This is a genomic window from Rhodospirillaceae bacterium (assembly GCA_016712715.1).
Classification (GTDB): Bacteria; Pseudomonadota; Alphaproteobacteria; order Dongiales; family Dongiaceae; genus Dongia.
In genome coordinates, this window is sequence record JADJQM010000002.1 from 393,631 (window position 1) to 419,812 (window position 26,182).

The window sequence follows — 26,182 nt, forward strand, 5'->3', positions numbered from 1 at the left end:
CCGGCTCGCCATTGATGACCGACCTGATTCCACCCAGGATCTCTCGCAACGAGGGTTCCTGGCGATCACTCACGCCGCAGCCTTCCACTCGATGCCCTTGGGCGAGGGCGTGAAGATTTCGACGCCGGTCTCCGTGACACCCACCGAGTGTTCGAACTGCGCGGACAGGGATTGATCGCGCGTGACCGTGGTCCAGCCGTCGGCCAGGATCTTCACATCGGCCTTGCCGGCATTGAGCATCGGTTCGATGGTGAAGATCATGCCGGGTTCCAGCACCACGCCGGTGCCGGGCTTGCCGTAATGCAGGACCTGCGGCGCGTCATGGAACACGCGGCCGACACCGTGGCCGCAGAAGTCTTCCACCACCGAGAGGCGGTTCTTATGCGCCAGCGTCTCGATGGCGTTGCCCACATCGCCCAGCGTGTTGCCGGGCTTCACCATGGCAATCCCCGCCATCAGGGCCTGATAGGTGACGTCGCACAGGCGCCGCGCCTTCACGCTGGCTTGGCCGGCGATGAACATGCGGGATGAATCGCCATGCCAGCCATCCACCAGCGGCGTCACGTCGATATTGAGGATGTCGCCATCCATCAGGATCTTGCGGTCGGACGGAATGCCGTGGGTCACCACATGATTGACCGAGATGCAACTGGCGTGCTGGTAGCCCTTGTAGCCGATGGTGGCGGGGACGCCGCCATGATCGCGCATGAAGGTCTCGCATAATTTGTCGAGAGCCCCGGTGCTGATGCCGGGGCGCACATGATCCGCGATGAAGTCGAGGGTTTCGGCGGCGAGCCGGCCGGCCTTGCGCATGCCGGCGAACCCCTCCGCGTCATGGATGGGGATCGGGCGGTTGTTCATATCGCGCTGGGCGGAGAGTTTCATCATGGTTTTTCTTTAAGACTGAATGGGACGGAGGTCAAATGGGCTTGGCCGGATACTGCCTAGCCGTCTCATTCCCTCTCCCCCTGCCGACGTAGGTCGGCATTCGCCGACGGGGGCGGGAGAGGGTTAGGGTGAGGGGGTGGATGGACCGGACTCGCTGTGAGACCCCCTCACCCCGACCCTCTCCCGCGAGGGGAGAGGGGGTGAGCTTCGTCCTGGCGTGTCGGAGCACTTGCATTCTGTGGTGCAGCGCGCCAATTCTGGGGCATCATGAATGCCCAAACGCAGCGCCTCACGGCGGTCCTCGGCCCGACCAATACCGGCAAGACCTATATGGCCATGGAGCGGTTGCTGGGCCACCGGTCGGGGATGATCGGCTTTCCGCTGCGCCTGCTGGCGCGGGAGAATTATGACCGTGCGGTGAAGGCCCTGGGGGCCGAGGCCTGCGCCCTGGTCACCGGCGAGGAAAAAATCGTGCCGCGCGGGGCGCGCTATTTTTTCTGCACCGTGGAATCGATGCCCCTCGACCGGCCGGTGGCCTTCGTCGCGGTGGACGAGATCCAGTTGGCGGCGGATTCCGAGCGCGGGCATATCTTCACCGACCGGCTGATGCGGGCGCGGGGCATGGACGAGACCATGTTCATGGGATCTGATGCCGCCACCCCCTGGGTGAAGCTGCTGGTGCCGGGGATCGAGATCGTCAACCGGCCGCGCTTCTCCACCCTCACCTATGCCGGGTCGAAGAAGATCACGCGCCTGCCGCCGCGCTCGGCGGTGGTGGCGTTCTCGGCGGCCGACGTCTATGCCATCGCCGATCTCATCCGCCGCCAGCGTGGCGGCACGGCGATCGTCATGGGCGCACTCAGCCCCCGCACGCGCAATGCCCAGGTCGATCTCTACCAGGCGGGCGAGGTCGATTATCTGGTGGCGACCGATGCGATCGGCATGGGCCTCAACCTCAATGTGGGCCATGTCGCCTTTGCAGCCCTCCGCAAGTTCGACGGTCGCTCGATGCGCAGCTTGAGCCGCGCCGAGATCGGGCAGATCGCCGGGCGTGCCGGGCGGCACATGACCGACGGCACCTTCGGCACCACGGCCGAGGTGGGGCCGATGGACCCGGACCTCATCGAGGCGGTCGAGAACCACCGCGTCGATCCCATCCATTTCCTGATGTGGCGCAATGCGGAGCTCGACTTCCGCAGCCTCGACGGGTTGCTGCGCAGTCTCGATGCGCGCTCGCCCCATCCGGGCCTGGTGCGGCAGCAGGAGGCGATCGATCATCAATCGCTGGCAGCCCTCGCGCGCGACGAGGAGATCCGGGCGCTCGCCCACAGCAAGGCGCGCGTCACGTTGCTGTGGGAAGTCTGCCAGGTGCCGGATTTCCGCAAGCTGATGACCGATGCGCATCTCAGGCTGCTCAGCCAGATCTACCGGCATCTGGTGGGCGGTGGCGGTCTTGCCATCGGGCGCATTCCCACCGATTGGATCGCCGACCAGATGAGCCGCCTCGACCGCATCGATGGCGATATCGATCACCTCACCCAGCGCATCGCCCATATCCGCACCTGGTCCTATGTCGCCCAGCGTAGCGAATGGTTGGCCGATGCGCCGCAGTGGCAGGGGCGCGCGCAGGAGATCGAGGACCGGCTGTCGGATGCCCTCCACGAGGCGCTGACCCAGCGCTTCGTCGACCGGCGTCACGCAGCCCTCCATCGCCGCATGGTCGATGGCGGCAAGCTCGAAGGCGCCGTGGCCGAGGATGGTGTCGTCACCGTCGAGGGGCATGAAGTCGGTCAGTTGAAGGGGCTCGATTTCCTGCCGGCGATCGACGCCAATCTGGAGGAGGCACGGCCGCTGCTGGCAGCGGCCAGGCGCGTGCTGGGGCCATCCATCCGCACGCGCGTGGCGGACCTGGTGGCAAGCCCCGACGGCGCCTTCCACCTCTCAGCCGACGGCGCCATCGCCTGGCGCGAGACGCAGCTTGGCCGCCTCGTGCGCGGCGACCAGCCGCTGCGGCCGATGATCGAGCTGAAATCCATCGACCTCATCGACGGGCGCCAGCGCCAGGCGATCGAGCAGCGCCTGCGGCATTGGCTGGACCGGTTGCTGCGCCATCGCCTGCGCCCGATCTACCTGGCGCAATCTGCCAAGCTGGAGCCGGCGGCACGTGGCCTGGTCTATCAGCTCGGCGAAGGGCTGGGCGCGCTCCACCGCGAGAGTGTGCGGGCTCAGCTCAATGCGCTCAGCGCCACCGACCGCAAGGCGCTGGCGGCCCTGGGTGTGCGCATCGGGGCCGTCAGCATCTGGATGAGCCGGCTCGACGATCGGCGCCAGCGCCGGCTGCTGGGCCTGCTGGCCGCGCTGTGGCATCGATTGAAGATCGATGGCGAAGGCAAGCCGGATCCCTTGCTGCTCGATGCGAGCGGCCTCGCGGCCTGGCAGATGGCGGGCGGCAAGCGCGTCGTCGCCGGGCGCGGTTTCACTTTCGGCGAATTGGAGCGCCTCGCCCTGGGCCTGCGTGAGGCGGCGGCGGCGAAGACGCTGTCGGCCGACGAGGCCAATGCGACAAAGTTCAACATGACGCCCGACGAACTCGGCCAGGCGATGCGGTATCTCAATATCCGCGCGACCTTGCCGGGCGGCGTACGCGCGGTGGCGCGGCCCAAGCGCGGCAAGCCCCTTGGAAACAAGATCGCGGGTGCGACGCCGAAGCCCCTGCGACCGGAACCCAAGCTCGACCCAAACTCACCCTTTGCCGGCCTCTCGGTGCTGCAGGAGCGTCTGCTGGCGCGCAAGGCGGCGCCGATGCCGCCAGCGGCACAGCCGCGGTCAAAGCGGCGGCGACGCAAACGCGCCCCGGCCAAGGGTCCGGAAAATCCCGGGACGCCATGAGCGGGTCGCAGCGCGTCGACAAGTGGCTGTGGTTCGCGCGCTTCCTGAAGTCGCGCAGCCTCGCCACCACGCTGGCAGCCAGCGGCAGGATCCGGATCAACGGCACGGTGACGGCCAAGGCGCATCAGCCGGTGAAGCCGGGCGACGTGCTGACCTTTCCGCTCGGGCACCATATCCGCGTCATCAAGGTGCTGGATCCCGGCACACGGCGCGGGCCGGCGCCCGAGGCGCAGGCGCTTTATGAGGACCTGTCGCCGCCACCCCCGCGCTCGAAGGGCGTTACCGTGGTCGGCGGCGATCCGCCGCAGCGCGACATCGGCGCCGGGCGGCCCACCAAGCGCGAGCGTCGCGCGCTCGATGAACTGATGGGCGATGACGGAACCGGCGATGACTAAACACACATGATTTGGTCGGAATGCGGGGCATGGCTGACGCGCAGGGACCTGATGTTGCACCATCCTGGGGGCTATGCTAGCAACCCCTGGCGCTTGAGAAATTGGGCGACCGGATGAAGAATTGGAGCAGCCGCTATGGCCTATGTCGTTACCGAGGCGTGCATCAAGTGCAAGTACATGGACTGTGTCGAGGTCTGCCCGGTCGATTGCTTCTATGTCGGTGAAAACATGCTGGTGATCCACCCGGACGAATGCATCGATTGCGGCGTCTGCGAACCGGAATGCCCGGCCGATGCCATTCTGCCCGATTCCGAGGCCGGTACGGACAAGTGGCTGGAAATTAACCGCCAGTACGCCGCCGAGTGGCCGAATATTACCCGCAAGGGCGACGCCCCGGCCGATGCCGATGAGTGGAAGGGCGTTGCTGACAAATTCGCCAAGCATTTCAATCCTGGGCCCGGCAAGGCCTGATTTTCCCGTTACGTTCCTAAGATTTTAGTCCTCCTGCGCGGCTATGCCGCGCTTGAGATTCCAGATCTGGATGCCCATTTCGGGCAAGACGCTACACCCTGTGGTTAACGTCGGGGCGCCCCAAGTGCGTTTGGCGCATAACTGCCTTTCCTTGAATTCGAGCCCGATTTTTGCTATAAATCTGGGACAGGTCGTTGGGGCGGAAATCGCTGGAAAGATTAATCTTTTCGCGCCCGTCCAAGCCTAAAAGTTAACTTCGAACCAGACTCGGAATCCGCATGGAACCGGGAAAGGTTTGTTGCGGCTTTGAGTCAGAAATACTGACGGTTTGGGACCCCCTCAGAAGGGTCCGACAAGAAAATGCCAGCATCGTTTCGGCGATGAATCGGCAGAGGGTGGTTTGGCGGAGCAACTCCCTCGCAGTGAGGTCGTTGAAGCGTGTGACCCCAGGATTGTTACCGAGGGTTGTTACCGAGGGTTGTTACCGGGCGAGGAAGCCCCCCATTCGATTTCACCGGGGCGGATGGCCGGATTGTTGCGTGAATCAGGATCGGATGACATGGAGCTGGATGTGATCGAGAAAGCGAAGAAGGCAGTAGCCGCCAAAGACAAGGACATGGGTTTCCGCAAGGGCGATTTTGTCGTCTATCCGACCCATGGCGTCGGCAAGGTCATGGGCATCGAGAGCCAGGAAATTTCCGGCCACAGCCTGCAGGTCATCATCATCCTGTTCGACAAGGACCGCATGACGTTGCGCGTGCCGGTCGCCAAGGCGAAGAATTCGGGCCTCCGCAAGCTGTCCAGCAAGAAGGTCATGGAAACCGCCCTGCAGACCCTGAAGGGCCGTTCGCGCGTGAAGCGCGCCATGTGGTCGCGCCGCGCCCAGGAATATGAAGCCAAGATCAATTCGGGCGATCCGGTCTCGATCGCCGAGGTCGTGCGCGATCTCCACCGCAATGCCGACCAGCCGGACCAGTCCTACAGCGAACGCCAGATCTATCAGGCGGCCCTCGACCGCCTGGTGCGCGAACTGGCGGCCATCGAAGGCATGGACGAACAGGCTGCCACCGAGCGTCTCCATCAGGTGATGAAGGCCGCCTGAGGCCGCCTTCACCCCCACCAGCTCTCTCCTCAGAGAGGCTCCCCGAGCGGCTTGACCGCTAACGACGGATGGTTCCCGGATCCCCTTCCGGTCCATCCGTCGGGGGTGTTCCCTCTCAGCGGGCGCCGCGATGCCGGCGCCCCTTCAGAAAAATCAGCATGTTTCCGCCAGCTTCCGCGGCATCAGCCCTCGGATCCCGGCATGCTTACACGCCGGTGCGGTGAGCTACATCACACTTACCGTGAACCTGCCGAACCATCGGTGTGTGCCGGCCGACTACTTGTCAATGCGATCACGCAGAACAGTAGCGAGGAGCGGCCAACATGCTTGAAGATCCGACCAAACGCCTGATGAACCTCAACACGCTTGAGGCGTCGCCGTATTTTGGGCAGGGGTATCGCCAGACCTATTACAGCACCACCCAGGGCAGCGATGCGTCCAACGTCCTCGACGGCGAAAGCCACGCCAATGCGATCTATGGCAATGGCGGCAACGACACGCTCAACGGATTGGGCGGCAACGATCTGCTGGATGGCGGCATCGGCAACGACAAGCTCGATGGCGGCACCGGCCATGACAAGCTCTATGGCGGTGACGGCAACGACACGCTGATCGGCGGTGACGGCAACGACTATTTCGATGGCGGTGCCGGCTACGACACCATGATCGGCGGGGCCGGCCATGACACGGTCGATTATTCGAAATCGACCCACGCGGTCTATATCGACATGAGCGATGGAAACTTCGGCGGCAATGACAATGTCAGCGGCATCGAGGATTTGATCGGGTCCGATTTCGACGACGATATCGACGGCAGCGACGACGCCAATCTGATAAAGGGCGGCGAGGGCAGCGACAATATCTGGGGCGGTGCCGGCAACGACACGATCTATGGCGAGGACGGCGACGATTATCTGTTCGGCGGCTCGGGTGCCAACTTCATCGATGGCGGCAATGGCGACGACCATATCCATGCCGGTGGCGGCAATTACAACGACGTCGTGACCGGCGGCGCCGGGGCCGACACGTTCCATTGGCAAGTCGACGTGATCAGCGGCCACGACATCATCACCGATTACGATCCGCTGGCAGATGCCCTGGAGCTGCACAATCCCTATGGCAACGGTCCGGCCAGCGTGTTCGTCAACACCAGCGCCGATGGCGACGTCCTGATCTCGTTCGAGAACTCCTCGGTCGAACTCAACGGCGTGCAGAACCAGGGTTGGGGCACGCTCCAGGACCTGCAGAATGCCGGCTTCAACATCAACTACGTCTCGATCGACTAAGAGTCCGAAGCGAATGCGCCACCTGACGCCCCGGCCATCTTGGCCGGGGCGTCATCGTTTTGTCGCATGCTATGATCGGTCTCCCTGCTCCGAGTCGCCGGCCGATCAAACGTCATGCAAGAACGAGACAAATTCGCCATCCTGAAGAAGCCCAGCCGGATCTGGGCGATTTCGCCCATTCATGGCGACATGCCCCGTTTGCGCGCCCTCCATGCCTATATCGCCGAGCAGTTCGACCCCGGCGACCGTCTCGTCTATCTGGGCGGATTCCTGGGGCGCGGGAGCGACGTCACCGGGACGATGGACGAGCTGATCACCTTTCGCCGCCAGATCCTGGCGCGCCCCATCATGTTCCCCGAGGACATCGTCTACCTGCGCGGCCAGCAGGAGGAGATGTGGAACAAGCTGCTGCAGCTGCAATTCGCCCCCAATCCGCGCGAGGTGCTGCCCTGGCTCCTCCAGCAGGGTGTCGGCCCCACCATCACCGCTTATGGCGGCGATCCGGCCGAGGGCATCATCCATTGCCGCGAAGGGGCGCTCGCCATCACGCGCTGGACCAATTCGCTGCGCGCGGCCCAGCAGGCGCGCCCAGGCCATGCGGCCCTCATGTCGGCCATTCGCCGCGCCGCCTATACAGACGATCTGGGCCTCCTCTTCGTCCATGCCGGGCTCGACCCGGAGCGGCCGCTCTCGGCCCAGGGCGACAGCCTGTGGTGGGGCGGCAGCGCCTTTGGCGCCATGGATCATCCCTATGGCCAGTTCCTCAAAGTGATCCGCGGCTATGACCGGCAGCATGGCGGTCCTGCCATGAGTGCCTTCACCATGACGCTGGATGGCGGCTGCGGCTATGGCGGCAAGGCGCTGGCGGCCCTGCTCGACCCCAAGGGCGAGCTCCTCGACCTGGTCGAGGCTTGAAATACTCCAGCCGGACTACTCCAGCCGGAAAATCTCCGTCGCCGTCGAGCGGCCCGGCAACACGTCGACGCCGAGCGGTATCAGCGTAACTTCCGGCGGCAGCAAGGCCGCCGTGTCGGCGCTGAGGCTGACGATGACCGAGCGTTTGCCGTCATCGACCTGCTTGCCATATTGCTCGAGCCGCTGGGCGATGTTCACGGCGTCGCCCACCAGCGTGTAGTTGATGCGGCCGGGTGCGCCGATATTGCCGGCGATGGCGCGGCCGCTATGGATGCCGATGCGGATTCGCACGGGGCTAAGGCCCTTGGCGGCACGGCGCGCATTGTCGGCCGTGAGGCGCGCGCTGATGCGCTGTGCGGCGTGGACAGCGCGGACGGCGTGATCTTCCTGCACTTCCGGCGCACCCCAGAAGGCCATGATGGAATCGCCGATGTATTTGTCGATGCTGCCGCCCCCCGCCACGATATGGCCGCCCAGCAGCGTGAAATGTCGGTTGAGGAAGGCCGCGAGACGGCGTGGGCTCAAGCGCTGGGCGATGCCGGAAAAGCCGACGATGTCGGTGAACAGCACCGTCACCTCGACCTCGCGCGAGGCCAGCACCTGGCTGCTGGTCGGCCGCATGAGATGGGGCACCAGCGATTGCGGGACATAGGTCGAAAACCAGCCAAGCCCATTGCGCATGCGGTTATAGGCATAGGCCGCGACGTCGATCTCGCGGAAGCGGCTGCGCGGCAGGTTGGGCGCGCCGCTGAAATCGAGTGCCGCCAGATGGCGCGTGGCGTCGGCCAGGGCCCGCACCGGCTCGCCGATGCGACGCCCAAGGAACAGCGCCAGGGCGATGGCGATAACAATGACCACCGCAGCGCCGTACAGCGTCAACATCAGCTTCTCGAACACGCTCTCGACCACTGAGGATTTGAGATAGACGCCGATCGTCAACGGTTGGTCGATGAGGTCGGGAAAATCCTTGAAGATGATCAGGTACTGATTGTCACCCACCGTCACCATCTGCGCCTGAAACGGGGAGTCCGGGCGATTTTCCGGCGTTACGGTCCGGGCTTTGGTGGCATCGAACTGCGCCAGCACCGGATCGGTGATCTCGTCGAAACGCGGCAGCGGCCGTTCCTCGCTGAGGTGAAAATCGCCGCTGAACAACTCCCGATGCGAGAACACGATGCCGTTTTCGCCCAGCACAAAGGGCGTCGTTTCCGGCCCGCTGCGGCCTTTCAGATTCTCGGAGATCTGCGGCAAGGACACCACCGCGGTGAACACGCCCAACACTTCGCCCTTGTGGCGCACTGGCGCCAGCGCCGACATGACCGGCTTGTCGAGATCGGGGATGTAGATCGGCGCACCCCAGATCGGGTCATGCGCCGCCGAGCCCAGCCGCAACGCCTGCCGGTAACTTGCTTTGTACAGGCCGTCATCTACCCGCGCGACGTAGAGCTTGCCGTCGCGCTGCCGGGTCGCTACCACGACGCTGAGATCCGGGCGGATGAAACTGACACTCGTCAGTTGGGGTGACGCGGCAAGGGAGCCCATCAGCAGGTCGGAAAGGCGCTGGTTGTCGTCAAGGGCGACCTGGCCGCTGGCAATATAGCCGGAGAGGAAGCGCACTTGCTCAAGTGCTGGATCGAGCTCTCCCACCAGCGATTTTTCGAGATTCGTGATCTCGCGGTCGACCAGAACATTGAGCAGGTCAGTGGTGTTTTCGACGGCGATGAGATTGATCACCGCCGCCACCAGCGCGATGGCCAGCGCGGCAAGGCCGCCAAAGGTGGCGGCCAGCACCACCCAGATGGGAAAGCGCCAAGCTCTTTGATCGGATACGCGGGCCATTGGCCGGCTAGTATCGCAGCTACGCTAGACGCCGATCAATAGCTGACAATCTTGACCATCTGCCCCGCCTGCAGCGGCTGACCCTGGTCGAGGCGGTTGATCACCTTGAACCAGTCGACCTTGGCCTCGTCGAGCGCCATGCGGGCGCTAAGGCTTTCGACCGTGTCGCCGGGCTGCACGGTGACGATGCGGATGCGTTTGGCCTTGAAGCCGCCGGCCTCGGCGGCCGATATCTGGCGGAAGCTGTTGGCCGTGGCACCGAACTGGTCGTCCATGCTGTTGAAGCTTTGCGTGGGGGCCGCAAACAGGAAGCGGTAGACATGATTGTCCGGGAAGCGCACGGCGATGAGGCGGAAGGTTGCCGGCTTCTCGTTGACGGTGCCCTGCGCGATGCCGGTCGCCGCCTCCATGCCGTTGATGTTGATGCGCTGGGCATCGGCGATCTTGGCCTTGGGGTTCCACTGGGTTTGCACATAGGCGAGGAGATCGCCGGTATCCTTTGGCGCCATGTCGAAGACCATCGCGCCGTTCTTGGCCTGGCCGATCACGGCTTCCGGCTTGTTGACCAGCCTGAACCCCGCCGGCGCCGTGAAGGTGAAACGAAGCGCTGGATGGATAAATTCGCGCCCCTGGATGACGCCCTGCTGCGGGTCATCGCCCCACAGGATGCCGTCGATCTTGGTGAGATATTCGTTGCGCGCGGTCATGCCGCCCGGCGTGGCGGGGCCAGCGGCGTTGATCGCCTGCTGCACCCGGTCGGCCGTGCGCGGATGGCTTTGCTTCATGCTGTAGGCGTCGGCCGCCGCTTCGTTGCCGGCGAGCCGCGCCTGCAGGCGCGTATCGGCATTGAGGGCCGAGAGAAAGCTTGCCATCGCCTGCGGGTCATAAGTGGCGCGCTTCAGGTAGCGGACACCAAGTGTATCGGCTTCGAACTCCTGATCCTGCGAATAGGTGCCCAGATAGGTCTGGGCGCCCTCGGTCGCCAACTGTCCGCCCATCTGGCCACCCTGCTCGCCCCCCAGCAGCGTACCCAGCAGCACGCCGGCCAGTACGCCGATCTGGGCCTTCTGCTGCTGGCCCATGCGTTCGGCGGTATGGCGCGCGGTCACATGCCCGACCTCATGGCCGAGCACGCCGGCCACTTCCGCCTCGTTGACGGCGAGGGCCAGCAGGCCGCGGGTGATGTAGATGTAGCCGCCGGGCAGGGCGAAGGCGTTGATGTCTGCCGTGTCGAGGACGGTGAAAGTATATTTGACGTCCTGGCGTTCCGACGTCGCCGCCACGAACTGGCCGACGCTGTCGATATAGGTATTGAGGGCCGGTTTTTCGGCATAGGCGCCGCCGAATTCCTGCAGGATCTTGGGATGTTCCTCGGCGCCGATCTGGCTTTCCTGCGCTTCCGAGATCGGTGTTGAAAACGTGCGGCCCGTGGCCGGACTGGTCGCCTGCATGCAGCCGCTGACCAGCAACGCCGTGCCGGCGAGAAGAAGGGCGGGAAGAACGAGCTTGATACGCATGCTGGGTGGCTCCGAGACCGATTCCAAAAACCTGGCTGGGCAGGATATTAACCCGCCCGCCGCGCCGTCGAGGCGGTTTTTTCGTGGGTCCGAGCAGTCTTAACGTCACAATCGTGCGATGGTTCCGGGCGGGAAACCCGTTGCTGGGCTTCGGGATCGCCATGCTATAACGGCAGTCACCTTCGCCCCTCCGCCCAGGATATCCCCGCACCATGCCGCCCAAGGACCTCTATCCGGATATCGCGCCCTATCGCACGGGCGAACTACCGCTCGATGATCTGCATGTCATGTATTTCGAGGAAAGCGGTCATCCCAAGGGCGTCCCCGTCGTGTTCCTGCATGGTGGACCTGGGGCCGGGGCCAATGCCAGCCATCGGCGCTTTTTCGATCCGAAGCATTACCGCATCATCATTTTCGACCAGCGCGGCAGCGGGCGCTCGAAGCCCCTGGGCGAGATCCGGAACAACACCACGCCGCTGCTGATCGAAGACATGGAACGGCTGCGCCGGCACCTTGAACTCGATTCCTGGTTTGTTTTCGGCGGTTCCTGGGGATCGACGCTGGCGCTGGCCTATGCGGAGTTTCATCCGGACCGGGTGCGCGGCCTGGGCCTGCGCGGCATTTTCCTGTGCCGGAAGTCGGAAATCGACTGGTTTCTCTATGGTCTCAAAGAGCTGGCGCCGGAAGCCTGGCGGGCCTTTTCCGGCTACATCCCTGAGGTGGAACGGCATGACCTGCTCGGCGCCTACCACAAGCGGCTGATGCATGCCGACCCCAAGGTGCATATGCCGGCGGCGCGTGCCTGGAGCGTCTATGAGGGGAGCTGTTCCACCCTGCTGCCCAGTCCGGAGACGATCCAGGCCTTTTCCGGCGATACGCTGGCCCTGGGATTGGCCCGCATGGAAGCGCATTACTTCGCCAACAACATCTTCCTGCCCGAGAATTTCCTCATCGAGAATATCGAGCGGATCCGCAAGATCCCGGCTTTCATCGTGCAGGGGCGCTACGACCTGGTCTGTCCGATCCGCTCGGCCGACGACCTCGCCCGCTTGTGGCCGGAAGCCCGCTATACCGTCATCCCCGATGCCGGCCACTCGGCCATGGAACCCGGCACCCGTGCGGCCCTGGTTATGGGCATGGAGCGGTTCAAGGAATTGGGTTAACCGGCGATTCTGCCGGGAACCCAGAGGCGGTCCGGCCGGTTAGGGCCAAACAAGCTCGCCGTCCGACCGGCATCACGGCAATCACGCGATGTTGTTACCGGTGCGGCCGCTCTACCCCTTGCAAAAACTTAAGAAACTGGCGATTTTGCGTTGCAGTAGCCGACCGGGCCGGGATGATTTCTAGACCCGCGCGGCTCAATGGAAACAGGCGATCGATCGGATCGGATTGGTAGCGGCCCCCTGGGCCAGGCGATCAGTCCGGCCGGGATGGCGTTCGGGTTCGGGACAAACATGCGTTTCAGTAACTGGCTCATCGGCCTGGCGGTCGCTGCCATGGTCGCCGCGGCGTGGTTCTTGTTGAACCCGACAATCGCTGCCGATCCGTTTGAAGGGCAGCTGAGTGGCGTCTCATATACTGCTTGGCGGCAGGACCCGACCTCGCTCGAAAAGCGTGAACCGACCGTCGACGAGATTCGCGAAGATTTGGCGATTCTGGCTGGTAAAACGCAATCGATTCGTACCTATGAATCGACCGGCGTATCGCAGCGAATTCCAGCCATGGCGAATGATCTGGGTATCAAGGTTACTGCCGGCGCCTGGATCGACAGCGACAAGACGACGAACGAAGCCGAGATCGCCAATCTGGTGGTGATCGCCCACGATGTCGGTGGCGTCAACCAGCTCATCGTCGGCAACGAATTCCTGCACCGTTATCGCATGTCGGCCGAGCGCGTCCAGGCGCTCGATCCGGATGGTCAGAAAGGACTCAAAGAGGGCTTTGCCGATCCGGAGCTGAAGGCGGAGCTCATCAGCTATCTGCGCCGCGTGCGCGCCAGCAGCGACCTGCCGGTGTCGACCGCCGAGCCCTTCGACATCTGGCTCAACAATCCGGACCTTGCCAACGAGACGGACTACATCGCCATCCACATCCTGCCCTTCTGGAACGGCATCAACATCGACCAGGCCATCAAGTGGACGCTCGATCGTTATCGCGTGGTGCAGGAGACATTCCCCGACAAGCGCATCCTCATCGCCGAAGTGGGCTGGCCGAGCGAAGGCCTCACCCGGTCGACCCTCAGAGAGGAAGGCGAGGAGTATCAGAACAAGGGTGGCGCCGTGGCCTCGCCGGTCAATCAGGGCCTGTTCCTGCGCAAGTTCCTGCTTGAAGCCAAGAAGGCCGACATCGACTACAACGTGATCGAGGCCTTCGACCAACCCTGGAAGATCGCGGTCGAAGGTGGTGTCGGCGCCTATTGGGGCCTGTGGAATGCCGACCGACAATTGAAGCCCGCACTTCAAGGCAATCTCATCAATTTCGCGAACTGGCCGGTCTTTGCCATCGCCTCGGTGGTGATCGGCCTGCCCTTCGTCCTGTTCCTGATGCGCACCGAGCTTGGCATGAAGCGGCGCGGGCGCTTCTTCATCGCCCTTCTCGGCTATGGTGGTGTGCTCACCGGCATTCTCATCTATGCCCAGTACAGCAAGCTTTACCTGACGCTCTACGACATCATCGCCATGGTCGCGGTGGCGCCGGCCTTCCTGCTGCTGCTCGCCATCTTCCTCATCGAGGGTCTCGAGATGTCGGTCAATCTGTGGCTGGGACAATCGAAGCGCGCTCTGGTGCCGCCGCCGGTCCACAGTTCGTGGAAGCTGCCCAAGGTATCGGTGCATGTGCCCTGCTACAACGAACCGCCCGACATGATGATCGAGACCATCCAGGCGCTGGAGAAGCTCGACTATCCGAATTTCGAAGTCCTCATCATCGACAACAACACCAAGGATGATGCGGTCTGGCAGCCGGTCGAAGCCTATATCAAGTCGCTGAACCGGCCGAATTTCCGCTTTTTCCACCTGCCGAAATGGCCGGGCTTCAAGGCCGGCGCCTTGAATTATGCGCTGACCGAGACCAATCCCGACGCGGAGATCATCGCCACCATCGACAGCGATTACATCGTGCGGGCGCGCTGGCTTTCGGATCTCGTGCCGCATTTCACCAACCCGCAGGTGGCCCTCGTCCAGGCGCCGCAGGATTACCGCGATGGGCATGAAGACCTCTTCAAGCGCATGTGCTTCTGGGAATATGCCGGCTTCTTCTATCTCGGCATGAAGAGCCGGGACGAGAAGAACGCCATCATCCAGCACGGCACCATGGCGCTCATCCGTCGCTCGGCCCTCACGCAAGCCGGTGGCTGGGCGGAATGGTGCATCACCGAGGATGCGGAGCTGGGCCTCCGTTTGTTCGAAGCCGGACACAAGGCGGTTTATACCGAGAAGAGCTATGGCCGCGGCCTGATGCCCGACAGCTTCGATGCCTTCCGCAAGCAGCGCTATCGCTGGGCCTATGGCGCCATGCAGATCCTGAAAAGCCATTGGCGCGATCTGCTGCCGTTCCGCGGCAAAAGGCTGGAACCGGCGCAGCGCTATCAGTTCCTGGCGGGCTGGCTGCCCTGGATCGCCGATGGCCTGCAGCTCTCCTTCATCGCCCTCTCGGTCGCCTGGACGGCGGGCATGATTCTGTGGCCGCAATATATCGCCCCGCCTCTGGCGCTCTATCTCTTCGTCACCATCGGCATGTTCGCCTTCAAGGTCGGCAAGTCGTTCTGGCTTTATGCCGAGAAGGTGCCGTGCAGCTTCCTCGACAATATCGGCGCGTCATTGGCCGGTCTTGCGCTCTCCTATTCCGTCGGCAAGGCGGTGTGGCGCGGCATCTTCACTTCGAACCTGCCGTTCCACCGCACGCCCAAGATGGAGAATGCGCCGGCCGCCTTGCGTGGCCTGGTGTCGGCGCGCGAGGAGACGCTGATCTTTCTCATCCTGGTCGGCTGCGGTGTCTGGACTCTTTATGCCCGCGATTTCCAGCATGATGCGAAGCTGTGGGCGGTCCTCATGTTCGTGCAATCGCTGCCTTTCTTCTCGGCGCTGCTGCTCTCGATGATCAACGCCCTGCGCATCGGCCAGCGCGGCAGCCATCCGGAGACGTCGCTGACCGAGGCCATGGCAGTTGCCAGCGGCGCCCAGGCCGAGATCGACACCGCGCCCGAGACCAAGAAGGCTGCCTGAAGGCGTGCACCAGATGAAATCATGGGGATTGCCGCTGCTGCTGGCGACCCTGGCCACCATCGGCCTGTGGGCGCTGCTGGGGCGCGCGGTCGATCTGCCGCCGGCGCCGGAACCGAAGCTCCATTGCGTGAGCTACACGCCCTTCCGCGGCGACCAGACACCTTATGACCAGAGCCTCGTCATCCCGCGCTGGCAGATCGAGGAGGATCTCAGGCAGCTGCAGCCGATCACCAATTGCGTGCGCATCTATGCGGTCGACCAGGGCCTCGACCAGGTCGTGCCGATCGCCGAGCAGCTGGGCATGCAGGTGCTGCTCGGCATCTGGATCAGCAGCGAGCCGGCGAAGTTCGAGCCGCAGATTGTCCGCACCATCGAGCTTGCCAACGCGCACCGCGCCACGGTGAAGGCGATCATCGTCGGCAATGAGGTACTGTTGCGCGGCGAGCAGAGCGGCGAGACGCTGGCGGCACTGGTCACCCGCGTCAAGCAGGCGACGGGCCTGCCGACAACTTACGCCGATGTCTGGGGCTTCTGGCAGAAGGCGCCGCCGGTGCTGGCGGAGAGCGTCGATTTCCTCACCATCCATATCCTGCCTTACTGGGAGGATGATCCGGCACCCTCAACGGACGCCGTGGTGCATCTCGAATATGTCATGGGCGAGATGCAGCGACAGTTTCCCGGCCGCCGCCTGATGATCGGCGAAACCGGCTGGCCCTCGGCCGGCCGTGCCCGCGAGGATGCCGTCCCCAGCATCGTTGACCAGGCGCGGTATCTCCGCGACTTCCTGGTCTATGCCAAGGCGCATGAGCTCGATTACAATTTCATTGAGGCCTATGACCAGCCGTGGAAGCGCCATCAGGAAGGTGCCGTGGGCGGCTATTGGGGCCTGTTCGATGCGGCCCGCCAGGCGAAGTTCGACTGGTTCACGCCGGTCAGCAATCACCCCAACTGGCCGATGCTCGCGGGCCTCTCGGTGCTGATCGGGTTGATCAGTCTCGCCCTTGCCCGGCCGCGCGCCGAGAACCTGCCGGCCGCTTCGGTCTTTTCCGCCGCCGCCATGGCCGGCGGCGTGCTCATGGTGCTGGAAGCGGAGCGGGCGCTGCTCATTGCCGTTTCCTATTGGGACATGGCAGTGGAGGCCCTGCTGCTGCTGCAGGCCGCCGTCATCCTCATCGTGGTCCTGCGCCAGGGCAGCCAACTCGACAAGGCCCCGAGCTTTGCCGAGGCGCCCTTGCGCGACGCGGTTGCCTGGCTGAAGGCGATGGACAATGACCCCATTCCCTTGGGCGGCCTGTTGCGCCTGTTGGTGCTGGTGGGTGCCGCCACCGTCGGCCTGGCGCTCGCCTTCGACGGGCGCTATCGCGGCTTTCCGCTCGCGGCCTATGCATTTCCGGCTGTGGCCTTCGTCCTGCTGCAGATCCGTCGCGGCAGTTTCCTGCGGCCCGATCCGGCGGGAACCGAGGAGCGTGTCCTGTCGCTGATCTTCGTGGCCTCTGCCCTCTACATCGCCTGGGCCGAGGGCCCGCTCAACTGGCAGGCACTTGCCTGGTGCGGCGTGCTGCTGCTCTTTGCGCTCGGCACCGCCGGTGCGTGGCGCGGCCGGCGGGTAGCTGGAATCAGCGCCGGACCAGGCGCATCAGGCTGAGCAGCAGGCCGAAAGCGGCGGGACCTGCATTGTAGAGACTGAGCCCGGCGGCACCCGCCACCAATCCCAGCACGATGGTCCAGCGCCAGCCGAACAGCATGGCGAGCGCGCCGCCGATCATGGCCGCCCAACTCCACCCGTTCCATTGATTGACCATGATGAGGAGCTGCCGCGCGCTGCAATACCAGGCGGGCTCGGCGCCTTGGCACATGAGGCCGATCGGCGTCGATTCGATCAACCCATAGCGGGCGTAGATGGCCGTGCCGAGCGCTGCCAGGGTCAGCAGCAGCCAGGGCCAGAGTTGGCGCAGGGGATCGGACAGGGTGGTCATGGGCGGCGCGACCTTCAAGGGACGGAAGTCCCCATTTAGGCCGAGCGCGATATCAGCAGCAAGCGCCGATATCGCCGATTCGGTGCCGTCGGCGGGGCCGGAGCCGGGCTATTGCCGCATGAAGAGCTTGAAATCGCCGATCGTGAGCGGTTTGGCGATCAGATAGCCCTGAGCGATATCGCACCCCGCCTGACGCAGGACCTCGAACTGTTCGGTCGTCTCGACCCCTTCGGCCACGGTGACGAGGCCAACCGCATGGGCAAGGTCGATGACGCTTTCAACGATCTTGCGATCGATCTGGTTGGTGGTCATGCCGCGCACGAAACTCTGGTCGATCTTGACGCCATCGAGGGGAAAGGACCGGATATAGGAGAGCGAGGAATAGCCGGTACCGAAATCATCCACCACCACGCTGACGCCGAGATCACGCAGATTGCTGGTGACCTTGGCGGCAAAATCCAAGTCAAGCACCACCGAGGTCTCGGTGATCTCCACTTCCAGCGACGCGGGTGGCACGTCATGCCGCTTCAGCGCCGCCTGGACGCGATCGACGAAGTTGCTGTGCAGTTCGGCGCCCGAGGCATTGACGGCGATTTTGGTGGCCAACCCCTCCTCGGAAAGAGCGTGGCTGCTCGCGGCGGCATTGTTGAAACCCAATCGCTGACGCGGTCGACAAATCCGGTCCTCTCAACGATCGGAATGAACAGTCCGGGTGCAATCAGGCCGCGTTCAGGGCTTTGCCAGCGAATGAGGGCTTCGGCGCCAACCAGCTTGCGGTCCTTCATGCGCACCTTGGGCTGGAAAGCCAGGAACAGTTGATGTTCGTCGATCGCTCGGCCGATATTGTTCTCGATATACTCCATGATGCGCAGTCGATCGCAAATCGGGTCATCGACCCGAACGACGTTGCGGCCACCATCGCGCCGTGCGAACCGCAGGGCCAGCAGGGCATCGTCCAGCATATTGCTGGAAGACCGCGCATCGCCGACATGGTACTCCGCGATGGCAATGGATGAGGTGATCGGCAGGCGTATGCCGGTAACCTCAAGCGTTGTGTCGACAAGAGATCCGACGCGCTGGCTGATCTTGTCCCAATCGTGAGATCCTTCGACCAGCAAAGCGAACACATCGCTTTCCAACTGGAACAGACGCGAGGGTAGCCCTCCCGAACTGGCACCGAAGGTCTCAAGATAGTTTTCGAGCACGCGCTGCGCCACCAAGCTGCCGAATTGCGGCGTCAACCGGTGATAGGCATCAATGCTGGCCAGCACCAGCAGGCAGTCGGGGAGATTCGGATCGACGAGCAACTCATGCAGGTTCTGGCCGCTGGGGAGCACCGCTGCGGAGATACCGTTGGTCAGGAAATCGGCCAGCTGGCGCTCGAGCTGCTGCGCGTGACTGTTGAGGCGGCGGCGCGAGCGCGACACGCTCTCCAGCCTTGCTCTCACCGTGGTCAGCAGGAGATCGAAATCGATCGGCTTTACCAGGTAATCATCCGCACCGAGGCTGCGACCCTTGATGAGATCGCTTTTCTCGCCATACGCGGTGAGGAAGATGAACGGGACGTCGGCATGTTCTTCATCGCTGGCCCGGACCTGTTCCAGAACCCCAAGTCCGGTCATCCGTGGCATGTTGATGTCGCACAGGACGATGTCCGGTCGCAATGTGGTGATCGCCATCAGGGCATCCTCACCATTGCTGGCCTCGATCACTTCGTAACCAGCATCGCGCAGTTCCTGGACGATGTCCCGGCGCAGTTCCGGTTCATCTTCCGCGCACAGGATGGTCATCGTGCTGGCCGTCATGCTCAATCTCCCATTGGTCTGCCGACGCGGTCGGCATCATCTTGCGCCGCGCCGGTGAACAAGCTGTTAACCCTGACGTCCAAGCGGCCGCGCCATCTATCGCGCGGTGACGCTCGTCGTTGCTGCATCGACGCTTTCCATCTCCGATAGGTCCCGAACCGGCAGGGCGAAGGTAAAGGTGGTCCCTTGATGGACTTTTGAACTGACGCGAATGGTGCCGTTATGGAGTTCGACGAATTTGCGCACCAGATCCAGACCCAATCCCGTGCCAGGAATGCCGGCCGAGGTCGAGGCGCGGAAGAACACCTCGAACAGGTTGGGTATTTCTACCTCCGGAATACCGACACCCTGATCGGAAACTGAAATCTCGACAGCATCTCCGGCGCGGGTCGAGCCGATATGGACCTCACCCCCTTCCGGAGAATATTTGACGGCGTTCGACAGCAGGTTGACCAGGATCTGGGTCATCAGGCGCTCATCACCGTAAAAGGAGACGGGCACGGCCCGCAGGTCCTCGGTAAACCTGTGATGCGGCGAGATGTCGCGCTGCTGCTTGATGATCTTGGCGAGGTGTAGCTGCAGATTGAACAGCGCCGGGTTGAAGGCGGTCTTGCCATCTTCGGTGCGACCGGCTTCAAGCATCGTCTCGATCAGATTGCCCATGCGGGCGACGGTATGGCGAATCCCGTCGACACGCTCGATCACTTCTTCGCGCGGCATGCTGTCGAGTTTCCGGAGGATGCGCTGGGCCGAGCTGTCGATAATGGCGAGTGGGGTACGGAATTCATGCGACGCCATGGAGACGAAGCGACGCTGTAGTCGCCCGGTGCGCTGCTCTTCCTCCAGCGCACGCTGCAAGGCCCAGCGCTTTGCTTCGGCCTCGCCCTCGGCATGGATGCGGGCGGCCTTCAATTCCTCAGCCGACATGACGAGGTGTCGCCGCTGGCGGTCGAGGCGGTAAAGCCCGATGAAGGCCACGGCCCCGAAGGCAATGAGCAGGATCAGCTGGAAGGCAAGATTGGCGACTTCATAGACCTGCAGCGAGGTGAGATCGTCCCGCATCTTGCCCAGCCGTGCGGAATCGGCTTCGACGGCCTTGGCCGCCAGTTCATCAAGGTCCTTGGCAAATCTGTCATCCAAAGTATCCAAGGCGGCTATGGCCGGAAAATTGAAGGTCTTGGTGGCAGCCAGCCTGGTATCGGTCTCTGCGATCACCCGCTTCAAGAACGGCAGGACCGATTGATAGATGGACGTTTCTTCCATGTTCTGACGGTAGGTACCGTGGTCAACAAGGTTGACCCGGCTGACGAAAATCTCGTAGCGCTTGCGCAGGGCCTTGTCCCAGTCGACGTCCAGCTCGCTCAAGTCATGATCGCGCGGACCGTCCAGCGTCATCGTCAGCCGGTAGTATTCAACGCGCAGCTGGTTAAACGCCCAGGTGAAATTCTCACTGCCGGACTGCGTGATCGATTGGACGATTCGCTCTCGCTTCACGAACAAAAGGCCGGAGGTGACGATACAGCCAATGAGGCTGGCCAGCATCAGCGCAAGGGTGATGCTGAGTGGGTTCCATGGCCGCTTGTCGATGATGCTACGGAGCATATCCTAGGGCATCGCTCTTTGCACGATGCCTCGGTCGATCTATTTCAACGTCAGCTGGTCCACCTGCCAAACCGAGCGGGTGTAATAGATGTCATGCCGCAGCTTGGCATCCGAGTCATACGGATAGACGATGAAAATCGGGCCCTTGTCGCGAATCGACAGGACCTCGCCATTGATCCGCGTTGCCAGGATGACGCCGAAGTCAGCAGCGTCGGCGGCCGGCAGATCGGCGGAATAATCGTTGAGCGCGTGAGCCGTGATGTCGGCGCCTTGCGCACCCACAGCCGCGAGGACGTGCGAGAGCAGCGGACCGCTGAAAGTCTGGACGCCGTCATACCAGGGCGTCGCGGTCTTGATTTCAGTCTGGGGCATGGCGTCGAGTTCCGCCAAGGTATAGGTGACACTCGGTCCCTTGCTGATAGCGCCATCGACTGTGAGGATCGGATCCTCCGCTGCGGCGGTTGCAACCTGCAGCCCAAGCGCCAGCCATGCCGCCAAGAGGCCAGCAGACAGGATACGTGGAGCGATCGATAAGCAGTTGGAGATAGGCTTCATGTCTCATGCCTTGTGCGAGTGAAGATGCTTCAGGTTAAGGCCCGAACATTACTAAAGGATTTAGGCTCGGGACAAAGATGGTCGCGGGACAAAGATGGTCGCGGGACAAAGATGGTCTCAGGGATGTGCCCAGGGATGTGCTCAGGACGTGCTCAGGCAGCACTCTTGTCATATCCGCCTGTCGAGCTCAGTTCACTCGATATGACAGAAAACAAATTCGTATTGACAGTTTGCAAGAAAACTGGCGAAGCTTGCAGGAACGTATTCGCACCTCCTGGGCGACTTTGAGCGCATCGGCAGGTGACAAGAATGCGACGAGGCTAGGGCAGGTCTGCGGACCGAAACGAGGAACATGGCTGATTCCGTACGCGAGCGCCTGGCGGCTTGCCTGGAAAGCGCGACCAAGGCCGAGAAGGCCATCGCAAGCTTTATGCTCGCCAATATCAATGGCTTGCCCTTCGAAACCGCCGCCACCCTGGCGGCAAAGGTCGGGGTGAGCGAACCCACGGTCGGCCGCTTCTGTCGCGCCATCGGCTATCAGCATTTCAAGGATCTGAAGGCAGACCTCAAGGCCGATATCGGCGACAAGCCGTGGCTGATCGGCGACCGGTTGAAGGATTACCGCGAGCGCAGCCGCAAGGGCGATGACGAGTTGGCGCGCGGGCTGGAGATGGAAATCGCCGCTTTGGTCAGCAATTACGAGCTGGCGCACAGCAAGGAATGGAAGCGCGCGGTGAAACGCCTGGCGCGCTTGCCGGATATCCATGTGGCGGGCTTCCAGACCGAACGGGGCCTGGCGCAATATCTGGTCAACCAGCTGCAATATGTCCGCCCCGGCGTGCATCTCCTCGACCTTGCCGGTGGCAATTTTTCGGAGCTGCTGCTGGCCGATCCGAAGAAGGTCGGCCTGGTCCTCATCGAGGGTCGGCGCTATTCGCGTCTCGCAAAAGTGCTCGCGGCGGAGGCCAGGGCTGCCGGGATCCCCACGACGCTCATCACCGATGCCTATTGCGATTGGGGTCGCGACCTGGTCGACGAGATGTTCGTGGTGCCGACCGACATCAACCAGTTCTGGGATTCGACGGCACCGGTCGCGAGCCTGATCGCCCTTCTCATCAACAGCATCTTCAACGAGCTCGGCCCCTCGGTCGAGACGCGCATGAACCGCGTGTCGGCTCTCTACAGCCGATTCACCGGCTATGTCGGAGACACGTCCGGCCCACTTTCCTGAAGACTGATCGATCCCAGCAACAACCAACAACTTAAAAAACGGAGGCTTCCTTGAAATACCAATTGCGCAAAGCATTCCCTCGTCAGCGGCACGGCGCTGATGACCCTGGCCGGGGCCACCTTCGGCGCCGCAAACCTTGCCTGGTCGCAGGAAGCGACCTTCGTCATGAGCACCAATGAAGTCGGTGCGCCCACCTACAACCCGGTCAAGGCGACCATGCTCAACGCCGCCACGTCGATGATCTTCGACCGGCTGGTGGTGCAGGATGCCGATCAGAGCTTCCATCCGCATCTGGCCGAATCCTGGGAAGAAGCGCCCGATGGCATGCAGTGGATCTTCCACCTGAAGCAGGGCGTCACCTTCCACAATGGCGAGCCGTTCAACGCCGCCGCCATCGCCGCCTGGATCCCGAGCTTCACCGGCACCGACAACGAATACATGGTCGGCGCCATCGACAAGGTCGAAGTGGTCGACGATTACACCGTCAAATTCGTGATGAAGCATCCGGAACCCAACCTGCTGTTCAACTTCTCGAGCGCCTTCATGGGCATCCCGGCGCCGAAGGCCTATAAGGATCTTGGCGACAATTTCGGCGTGACCCAGGCCATCGGCACCGGCCCCTTCAAGCTGGAGAGCTTCGCCGTCGGCCAGGAAACCGTGCTGGTCCGCAATGAGGATTACAAATGGGGCTCGGAACTCTCCGACAACAAGGGCCCGGCCAAGATCGAGAAGCTGACCTTCCGTGAAATCCCGGAAGAATCGACTGCTTTCCTTGAGCTGAAGACCGGCGGTGTCGACCTGCTGCTGGGCGTGCCGACCGACTTCCTTGGCGAGCTCAAGAAGGAAGCGAATGTCCAGGTCCTGACCATGCCGGGCCTCGATGTCGCCTATATGCCGATGAACGTGACCAGCGCGCCCTTCGACGATATCAAGGTGCGCGAGGCGACCGCCTTTGCCATCAACCAGAAGGAAATCCTGGCCAGCATCTATGGCGGCGTCGGATCGGAAGCGCATAACTTCCTCATCAGCGCGCTGCCGGAATCCGAGATCGATCCGAAGCTCAACATCTCCTACGATCCGGAACGTTCGGCCAAGATGTTCGACGAGGCCGGCTGGAAGATGGGTGCCAACGGCATCCGCGAGAAGGACGGCAAGCCGCTCACCGTGAAACTGTGGACGCAGTCCGATACCGAATTCAAGCGCTTGACCGAAGCAGTCCAGGCGCAGTTGAAGGCGGTCGGCATGAATGCCGAGATCACGGTGTTCGATTCCAGCGCCATCAAGGATCAGTACAAGAAGCTGACCGAGCATCAGCTGGCGGTGCGTTCCTACAATTGGAACAATGCCGATATCATCGAATGGTTCTTCAGCGGCGAGCGTCTGGGCTATCCCAACATCTCGATGTGGAACGATCCCAAGGGCGAAGAGCTCAAGACCAAGGCCATGACCCAGTCGAAGACGCAGGAAGAGCGTATCGCCAATTTCAAGGCCTATCATGAGTATGTCATGTCGCAGTTCGTCTTCGCGCCGATCTACCAGCCGGTGCAGAATGTCGGCTACAACAAGGAACGCCTGAAGCTGCCCGAGAAGATCCGTGCAACACAGATCGAATCGACCTCGGTGCTCGACATGGAAGTCGTCGAGTAGAACTGGCTGCGTTAACGGGAGAAGACCGGGATGCTGAGTTACATTGTGCGGCGGCTGTTGCTGCTGATCCCGGTCTTCTTCACCGTTTCCATCATCATCTTCGGCATCATCCATCTGGTGCCGGGTGACCCGATCGACAATCTGGTGCGGATCGGATCGAGTCCGGAACAGAAGGCCATCATCACCGCCCGCTACGGGCTCGATAAGCCGCTGGTCGAGCAATACCTGCTGTGGCTGGGCAAGATGGCGCAAGGCGATCTCGGCGACGCCATCGTCATGCGGCGTCCGGTGGTCGACCTCCTCGCCCAGAACATTCCCTTCAGCCTGCGCCTCGGTGGCGCGGCACTCCTCTTTTCGACGTTGCTCGGCATCGCCGCCGGGACCCTTGCCGCCATCAACAAGGACAGCAAAATCGACCAGAGCGTCATGGCCGGCATCCTGGTCGGCTCGACGCTCCCCAGTTTCTGGCTGGGCCTGCTGCTGATGCTGCTCTTTTCGGTCCAGCTCGGCTGGCTGCCGGTGTCAGGTGCCCGCACCTGGCAGGCCCTCATCCTGCCGGTGCTCACCATCGGTCTGGGCGGCACGGCCCTGGTCGCCCGCGTGACCCGCGTCGCCATGCTGGAGACGATGCAGAAGGATTTCGTGCTGCTGCTCCATGCCAAGGGATTGCCGGCGCGCCGCATCCAGCTCCGCCATGTGCTGCGCCACGCACTCATGCCGGTTGTCACGATCCTGGGATTGCGCATCGGCTGGATCCTGGGCGGCGCCGTCACGGTCGAATTCGTCTTTGCCCGGCCCGGCCTTGGCACGCTGCTCATCAAGGCGCTCAACCAGCATGACTATCCGGTGATGCAAGGCTGCCTGCTGATGCTGGCCATCGCCGTCATGCTGGGCACGCTGATCGGCGATCTGGTGCAGGCGGCAATGGACCCCCGCGTACGGCACGCCATGACATGAGTACCCTATCGATGACATCCAATTCCCCGCGCTGGCATGCCTTCCGGCGCAGCACGGCCGGCAAGGTCCTGCTGACACCCAAGGGCGGCATTGCCGGCGCTTATCTCCTGATCCTGGCCCTCATCGCCCTGCTCGCCCCCTGGATCACGCCCTATCCCTATGACGTGCAGGAACTGACCATCGCCTCGCAGGCACCGGGCCTTGCCCATTGGCTGGGCACCGACGAGTTCGGGCGCGATGTGCTCTCTCGCATCATGTATGGGGCGCGCACCTCGCTCTCGGTCAGTGTCACGGCGATCAGCGTCTCGGTCCTCATCGGCATGACGCTGGGGGCCGCGGCCGGCTATTTCGGCGGGATGTTCGACCGGCTGGTGACGGCGGCGGTCGATCTCTCCTGGTCGTTCCCGGAGATCCTCATTGCCCTCATCCTGGTTGCCATCATCGGGCCGGGCCTCACCTCGACCATGCTGGCGATCGGCATTGCCTATCTCGCGCAATTCACGCGCCTCACCCGCGCGCAGATCCTGGGCCTGAAGAACGAGACCTATATCGAGGCGACGCTCAATCTCGGCGCCAGCCACGGCCATATCGTGTTCCGGCATCTGATGCCCAATGCGCTGGCCCCCGTCATCATCTGCGGCATGCTGGCGACGGGCGATGCCATCATCCTGGAGGCGACGCTCGGCTTCTTCGGCCTTGGCGCGCAGCCGCCGGTGCCGAGCTGGGGCGCCATGATGAGCAGCGGTTCGGCGCAGATCTTCAAGGCACCCTGGATCATCATCTTCCCGGGCCTCGCCGTCGCCGTCACGGTGATCATGATCAACCTGTTCGGCGATGCGCTGATCCGCGCCCTCGATATCCGCGCCAAGCTGCGGGAGGGCTGA

The 26,182-nt window shown here is 62.9% G+C and carries 21 protein-coding genes; 13 read left to right on the top strand and 8 right to left on the bottom strand.

Translation table 11 applies throughout. The features are described 5' to 3' along the window. Positions 1-69: 69 nt before the first annotated feature. A complete protein-coding gene (map, locus tag IPK59_12635; GenBank protein ID MBK8159564.1) occupies positions 70-885 on the bottom strand; it encodes a type I methionyl aminopeptidase in 816 nt (271 codons plus the stop codon). Positions 886-1,155: 270 nt separating this feature from the next. Here map and IPK59_12640 point away from each other — a divergent pair, with 270 nt between their 5' ends. The 6 genes from IPK59_12640 (at position 1,156) to IPK59_12665 (ending at position 7,946) form a co-directional block, all read left to right on the top strand. Continuing rightward, positions 1,156-3,777, top strand: a complete 2,622-nt coding sequence (locus IPK59_12640) for a disulfide oxidoreductase (protein MBK8159565.1) — start codon at positions 1,156-1,158, stop codon at positions 3,775-3,777. After that, entirely contained in the window at positions 3,774-4,172 is a 399-nt protein-coding gene (locus tag IPK59_12645) for an RNA-binding S4 domain-containing protein (protein MBK8159566.1), read from the top strand. The genes IPK59_12640 and IPK59_12645 overlap by 4 nt, the downstream gene beginning before the upstream one ends. Positions 4,173-4,307: 135 nt before the next feature. Continuing rightward, the gene (locus IPK59_12650) at positions 4,308-4,643 is read left to right on the top strand and encodes a ferredoxin family protein (protein MBK8159567.1); all 336 of its coding nucleotides are present in this window, start codon (positions 4,308-4,310) and stop codon (positions 4,641-4,643) included. A 616-nt stretch (positions 4,644-5,259) separates the two neighbouring features. Then, the gene (locus IPK59_12655; protein ID MBK8159568.1) at positions 5,260-5,745 is read left to right on the top strand and encodes a CarD family transcriptional regulator; all 486 of its coding nucleotides are present in this window, start codon (positions 5,260-5,262) and stop codon (positions 5,743-5,745) included. Between the two features lie 323 nt (positions 5,746-6,068). Continuing rightward, positions 6,069-7,031, top strand: a complete 963-nt coding sequence (locus IPK59_12660; GenBank protein MBK8159569.1) for a hypothetical protein — start codon at positions 6,069-6,071, stop codon at positions 7,029-7,031. Positions 7,032-7,145: 114 nt separating this feature from the next. Then, complete coding sequence (locus IPK59_12665) at positions 7,146-7,946, top strand: hypothetical protein (protein MBK8159570.1); 801 nt, start codon at positions 7,146-7,148, stop codon at positions 7,944-7,946. Positions 7,947-7,961: 15 nt separating this feature from the next. Here the strand turns inward: IPK59_12665 and IPK59_12670 are convergent, their stop codons facing one another. Continuing rightward, positions 7,962-9,785, bottom strand: coding sequence for an adenylate/guanylate cyclase domain-containing protein (locus IPK59_12670; GenBank protein MBK8159571.1), 1,824 nt, complete (start codon positions 9,783-9,785; stop codon positions 7,962-7,964). Positions 9,786-9,820: 35 nt separating this feature from the next. After that, positions 9,821-11,302, bottom strand: coding sequence for a M48 family metalloprotease (locus tag IPK59_12675; GenBank protein ID MBK8159572.1), 1,482 nt, complete (start codon positions 11,300-11,302; stop codon positions 9,821-9,823). A 212-nt stretch (positions 11,303-11,514) separates the two neighbouring features. Between IPK59_12675 and pip the strand changes: the two genes are divergently transcribed. From pip to IPK59_12690, 3 genes are all read left to right on the top strand, one after another. Continuing rightward, positions 11,515-12,465: a prolyl aminopeptidase gene (pip, locus tag IPK59_12680; GenBank protein MBK8159573.1), complete on the top strand. Its 951-nt coding sequence runs from the start codon at positions 11,515-11,517 to the stop codon at positions 12,463-12,465. A 291-nt stretch (positions 12,466-12,756) separates the two neighbouring features. Beyond that, positions 12,757-15,525, top strand: coding sequence for a glycosyltransferase (locus tag IPK59_12685; protein MBK8159574.1), 2,769 nt, complete (start codon positions 12,757-12,759; stop codon positions 15,523-15,525). A 13-nt stretch (positions 15,526-15,538) separates the two neighbouring features. Further along, positions 15,539-17,170 carry a hypothetical protein gene (locus IPK59_12690; GenBank protein ID MBK8159575.1) on the top strand — a complete coding sequence of 544 codons (1,632 nt, stop codon included), beginning with the start codon at positions 15,539-15,541 and terminating at the stop codon, positions 17,168-17,170. On the opposite strand, the gene IPK59_12695 is transcribed toward IPK59_12690, so the two are convergent. The 5 genes from IPK59_12695 to IPK59_12715 form a co-directional block, all read right to left on the bottom strand. Further along, positions 17,142-17,501 carry a hypothetical protein gene (locus IPK59_12695; protein MBK8159576.1) on the bottom strand — a complete coding sequence of 120 codons (360 nt, stop codon included), beginning with the start codon at positions 17,499-17,501 and terminating at the stop codon, positions 17,142-17,144. The genes IPK59_12690 and IPK59_12695 overlap by 29 nt on opposite strands. A gap of 108 nt (positions 17,502-17,609) precedes the next feature. After that, complete coding sequence (locus tag IPK59_12700; protein MBK8159577.1) at positions 17,610-18,107, bottom strand: EAL domain-containing protein; 498 nt, start codon at positions 18,105-18,107, stop codon at positions 17,610-17,612. Then, on the bottom strand, positions 18,029-19,306 hold the full coding sequence (locus IPK59_12705) for a response regulator (GenBank protein ID MBK8159578.1): 1,278 nt from the start codon (positions 19,304-19,306) through the stop codon (positions 18,029-18,031). Before IPK59_12705 ends, IPK59_12700 begins: the two co-directional genes overlap by 79 nt. Before the next feature lie 96 nt (positions 19,307-19,402). Further along, entirely contained in the window at positions 19,403-20,908 is a 1,506-nt protein-coding gene (locus IPK59_12710) for a HAMP domain-containing histidine kinase (protein ID MBK8159579.1), read from the bottom strand. Between the two features lie 39 nt (positions 20,909-20,947). Beyond that, positions 20,948-21,463 carry a molybdopterin-dependent oxidoreductase gene (locus IPK59_12715; GenBank protein MBK8159580.1) on the bottom strand — a complete coding sequence of 172 codons (516 nt, stop codon included), beginning with the start codon at positions 21,461-21,463 and terminating at the stop codon, positions 20,948-20,950. 352 nt (positions 21,464-21,815) lie between these two features. On the opposite strand from IPK59_12715, the gene IPK59_12720 reads away from it, so the two are divergent. The 4 genes from IPK59_12720 to IPK59_12735 all read left to right on the top strand — a co-directional run bounded on the left by IPK59_12720 (position 21,816) and on the right by IPK59_12735 (position 26,182). Then, the gene (locus tag IPK59_12720) at positions 21,816-22,694 is read left to right on the top strand and encodes a MurR/RpiR family transcriptional regulator (GenBank protein ID MBK8159581.1); all 879 of its coding nucleotides are present in this window, start codon (positions 21,816-21,818) and stop codon (positions 22,692-22,694) included. A 99-nt stretch (positions 22,695-22,793) separates the two neighbouring features. Then, positions 22,794-24,341, top strand: a complete 1,548-nt coding sequence (locus IPK59_12725) for an ABC transporter substrate-binding protein (protein MBK8159582.1) — start codon at positions 22,794-22,796, stop codon at positions 24,339-24,341. Between the two features lie 30 nt (positions 24,342-24,371). Continuing rightward, positions 24,372-25,298, top strand: a complete 927-nt coding sequence (locus tag IPK59_12730) for an ABC transporter permease (protein MBK8159583.1) — start codon at positions 24,372-24,374, stop codon at positions 25,296-25,298. 11 nt (positions 25,299-25,309) lie between these two features. After that, positions 25,310-26,182 carry an ABC transporter permease gene (locus IPK59_12735; protein ID MBK8159584.1) on the top strand — a complete coding sequence of 291 codons (873 nt, stop codon included), beginning with the start codon at positions 25,310-25,312 and terminating at the stop codon, positions 26,180-26,182.

Bases quoted from the DNA above. Each gene is read 5' to 3' on its own strand.
- map (MBK8159564.1), bottom strand. From the start codon at position 885: ATGAAACTCTCCGCCCAGCGCGATATGAACAACCGCCCGATCCCCATC.
- IPK59_12640 (MBK8159565.1), top strand. From the start codon at position 1,156: ATGAATGCCCAAACGCAGCGCCTCACGGCGGTCCTCGGCCCGACCAAT.
- IPK59_12645 (MBK8159566.1), top strand. From the start codon at position 3,774: ATGAGCGGGTCGCAGCGCGTCGACAAGTGGCTGTGGTTCGCGCGCTTC.
- IPK59_12650 (MBK8159567.1), top strand. From the start codon at position 4,308: ATGGCCTATGTCGTTACCGAGGCGTGCATCAAGTGCAAGTACATGGAC.
- IPK59_12655 (MBK8159568.1), top strand. From the start codon at position 5,260: ATGGGTTTCCGCAAGGGCGATTTTGTCGTCTATCCGACCCATGGCGTC.
- IPK59_12660 (MBK8159569.1), top strand. From the start codon at position 6,069: ATGCTTGAAGATCCGACCAAACGCCTGATGAACCTCAACACGCTTGAG.
- IPK59_12665 (MBK8159570.1), top strand. From the start codon at position 7,146: ATGCAAGAACGAGACAAATTCGCCATCCTGAAGAAGCCCAGCCGGATC.
- IPK59_12670 (MBK8159571.1), bottom strand. From the start codon at position 9,785: ATGGCCCGCGTATCCGATCAAAGAGCTTGGCGCTTTCCCATCTGGGTG.
- IPK59_12675 (MBK8159572.1), bottom strand. From the start codon at position 11,302: ATGCGTATCAAGCTCGTTCTTCCCGCCCTTCTTCTCGCCGGCACGGCG.
- pip (MBK8159573.1), top strand. From the start codon at position 11,515: ATGCCGCCCAAGGACCTCTATCCGGATATCGCGCCCTATCGCACGGGC.
- IPK59_12685 (MBK8159574.1), top strand. From the start codon at position 12,757: ATGCGTTTCAGTAACTGGCTCATCGGCCTGGCGGTCGCTGCCATGGTC.
- IPK59_12690 (MBK8159575.1), top strand. From the start codon at position 15,539: ATGAAATCATGGGGATTGCCGCTGCTGCTGGCGACCCTGGCCACCATC.
- IPK59_12695 (MBK8159576.1), bottom strand. From the start codon at position 17,501: ATGACCACCCTGTCCGATCCCCTGCGCCAACTCTGGCCCTGGCTGCTG.
- IPK59_12705 (MBK8159578.1), bottom strand. From the start codon at position 19,306: ATGACGGCCAGCACGATGACCATCCTGTGCGCGGAAGATGAACCGGAA.
- IPK59_12710 (MBK8159579.1), bottom strand. From the start codon at position 20,908: ATGCTCCGTAGCATCATCGACAAGCGGCCATGGAACCCACTCAGCATC.
- IPK59_12715 (MBK8159580.1), bottom strand. From the start codon at position 21,463: ATGAAGCCTATCTCCAACTGCTTATCGATCGCTCCACGTATCCTGTCT.
- IPK59_12720 (MBK8159581.1), top strand. From the start codon at position 21,816: ATGGCTGATTCCGTACGCGAGCGCCTGGCGGCTTGCCTGGAAAGCGCG.
- IPK59_12725 (MBK8159582.1), top strand. From the start codon at position 22,794: ATGACCCTGGCCGGGGCCACCTTCGGCGCCGCAAACCTTGCCTGGTCG.
- IPK59_12730 (MBK8159583.1), top strand. From the start codon at position 24,372: ATGCTGAGTTACATTGTGCGGCGGCTGTTGCTGCTGATCCCGGTCTTC.
- IPK59_12735 (MBK8159584.1), top strand. From the start codon at position 25,310: ATGACATCCAATTCCCCGCGCTGGCATGCCTTCCGGCGCAGCACGGCC.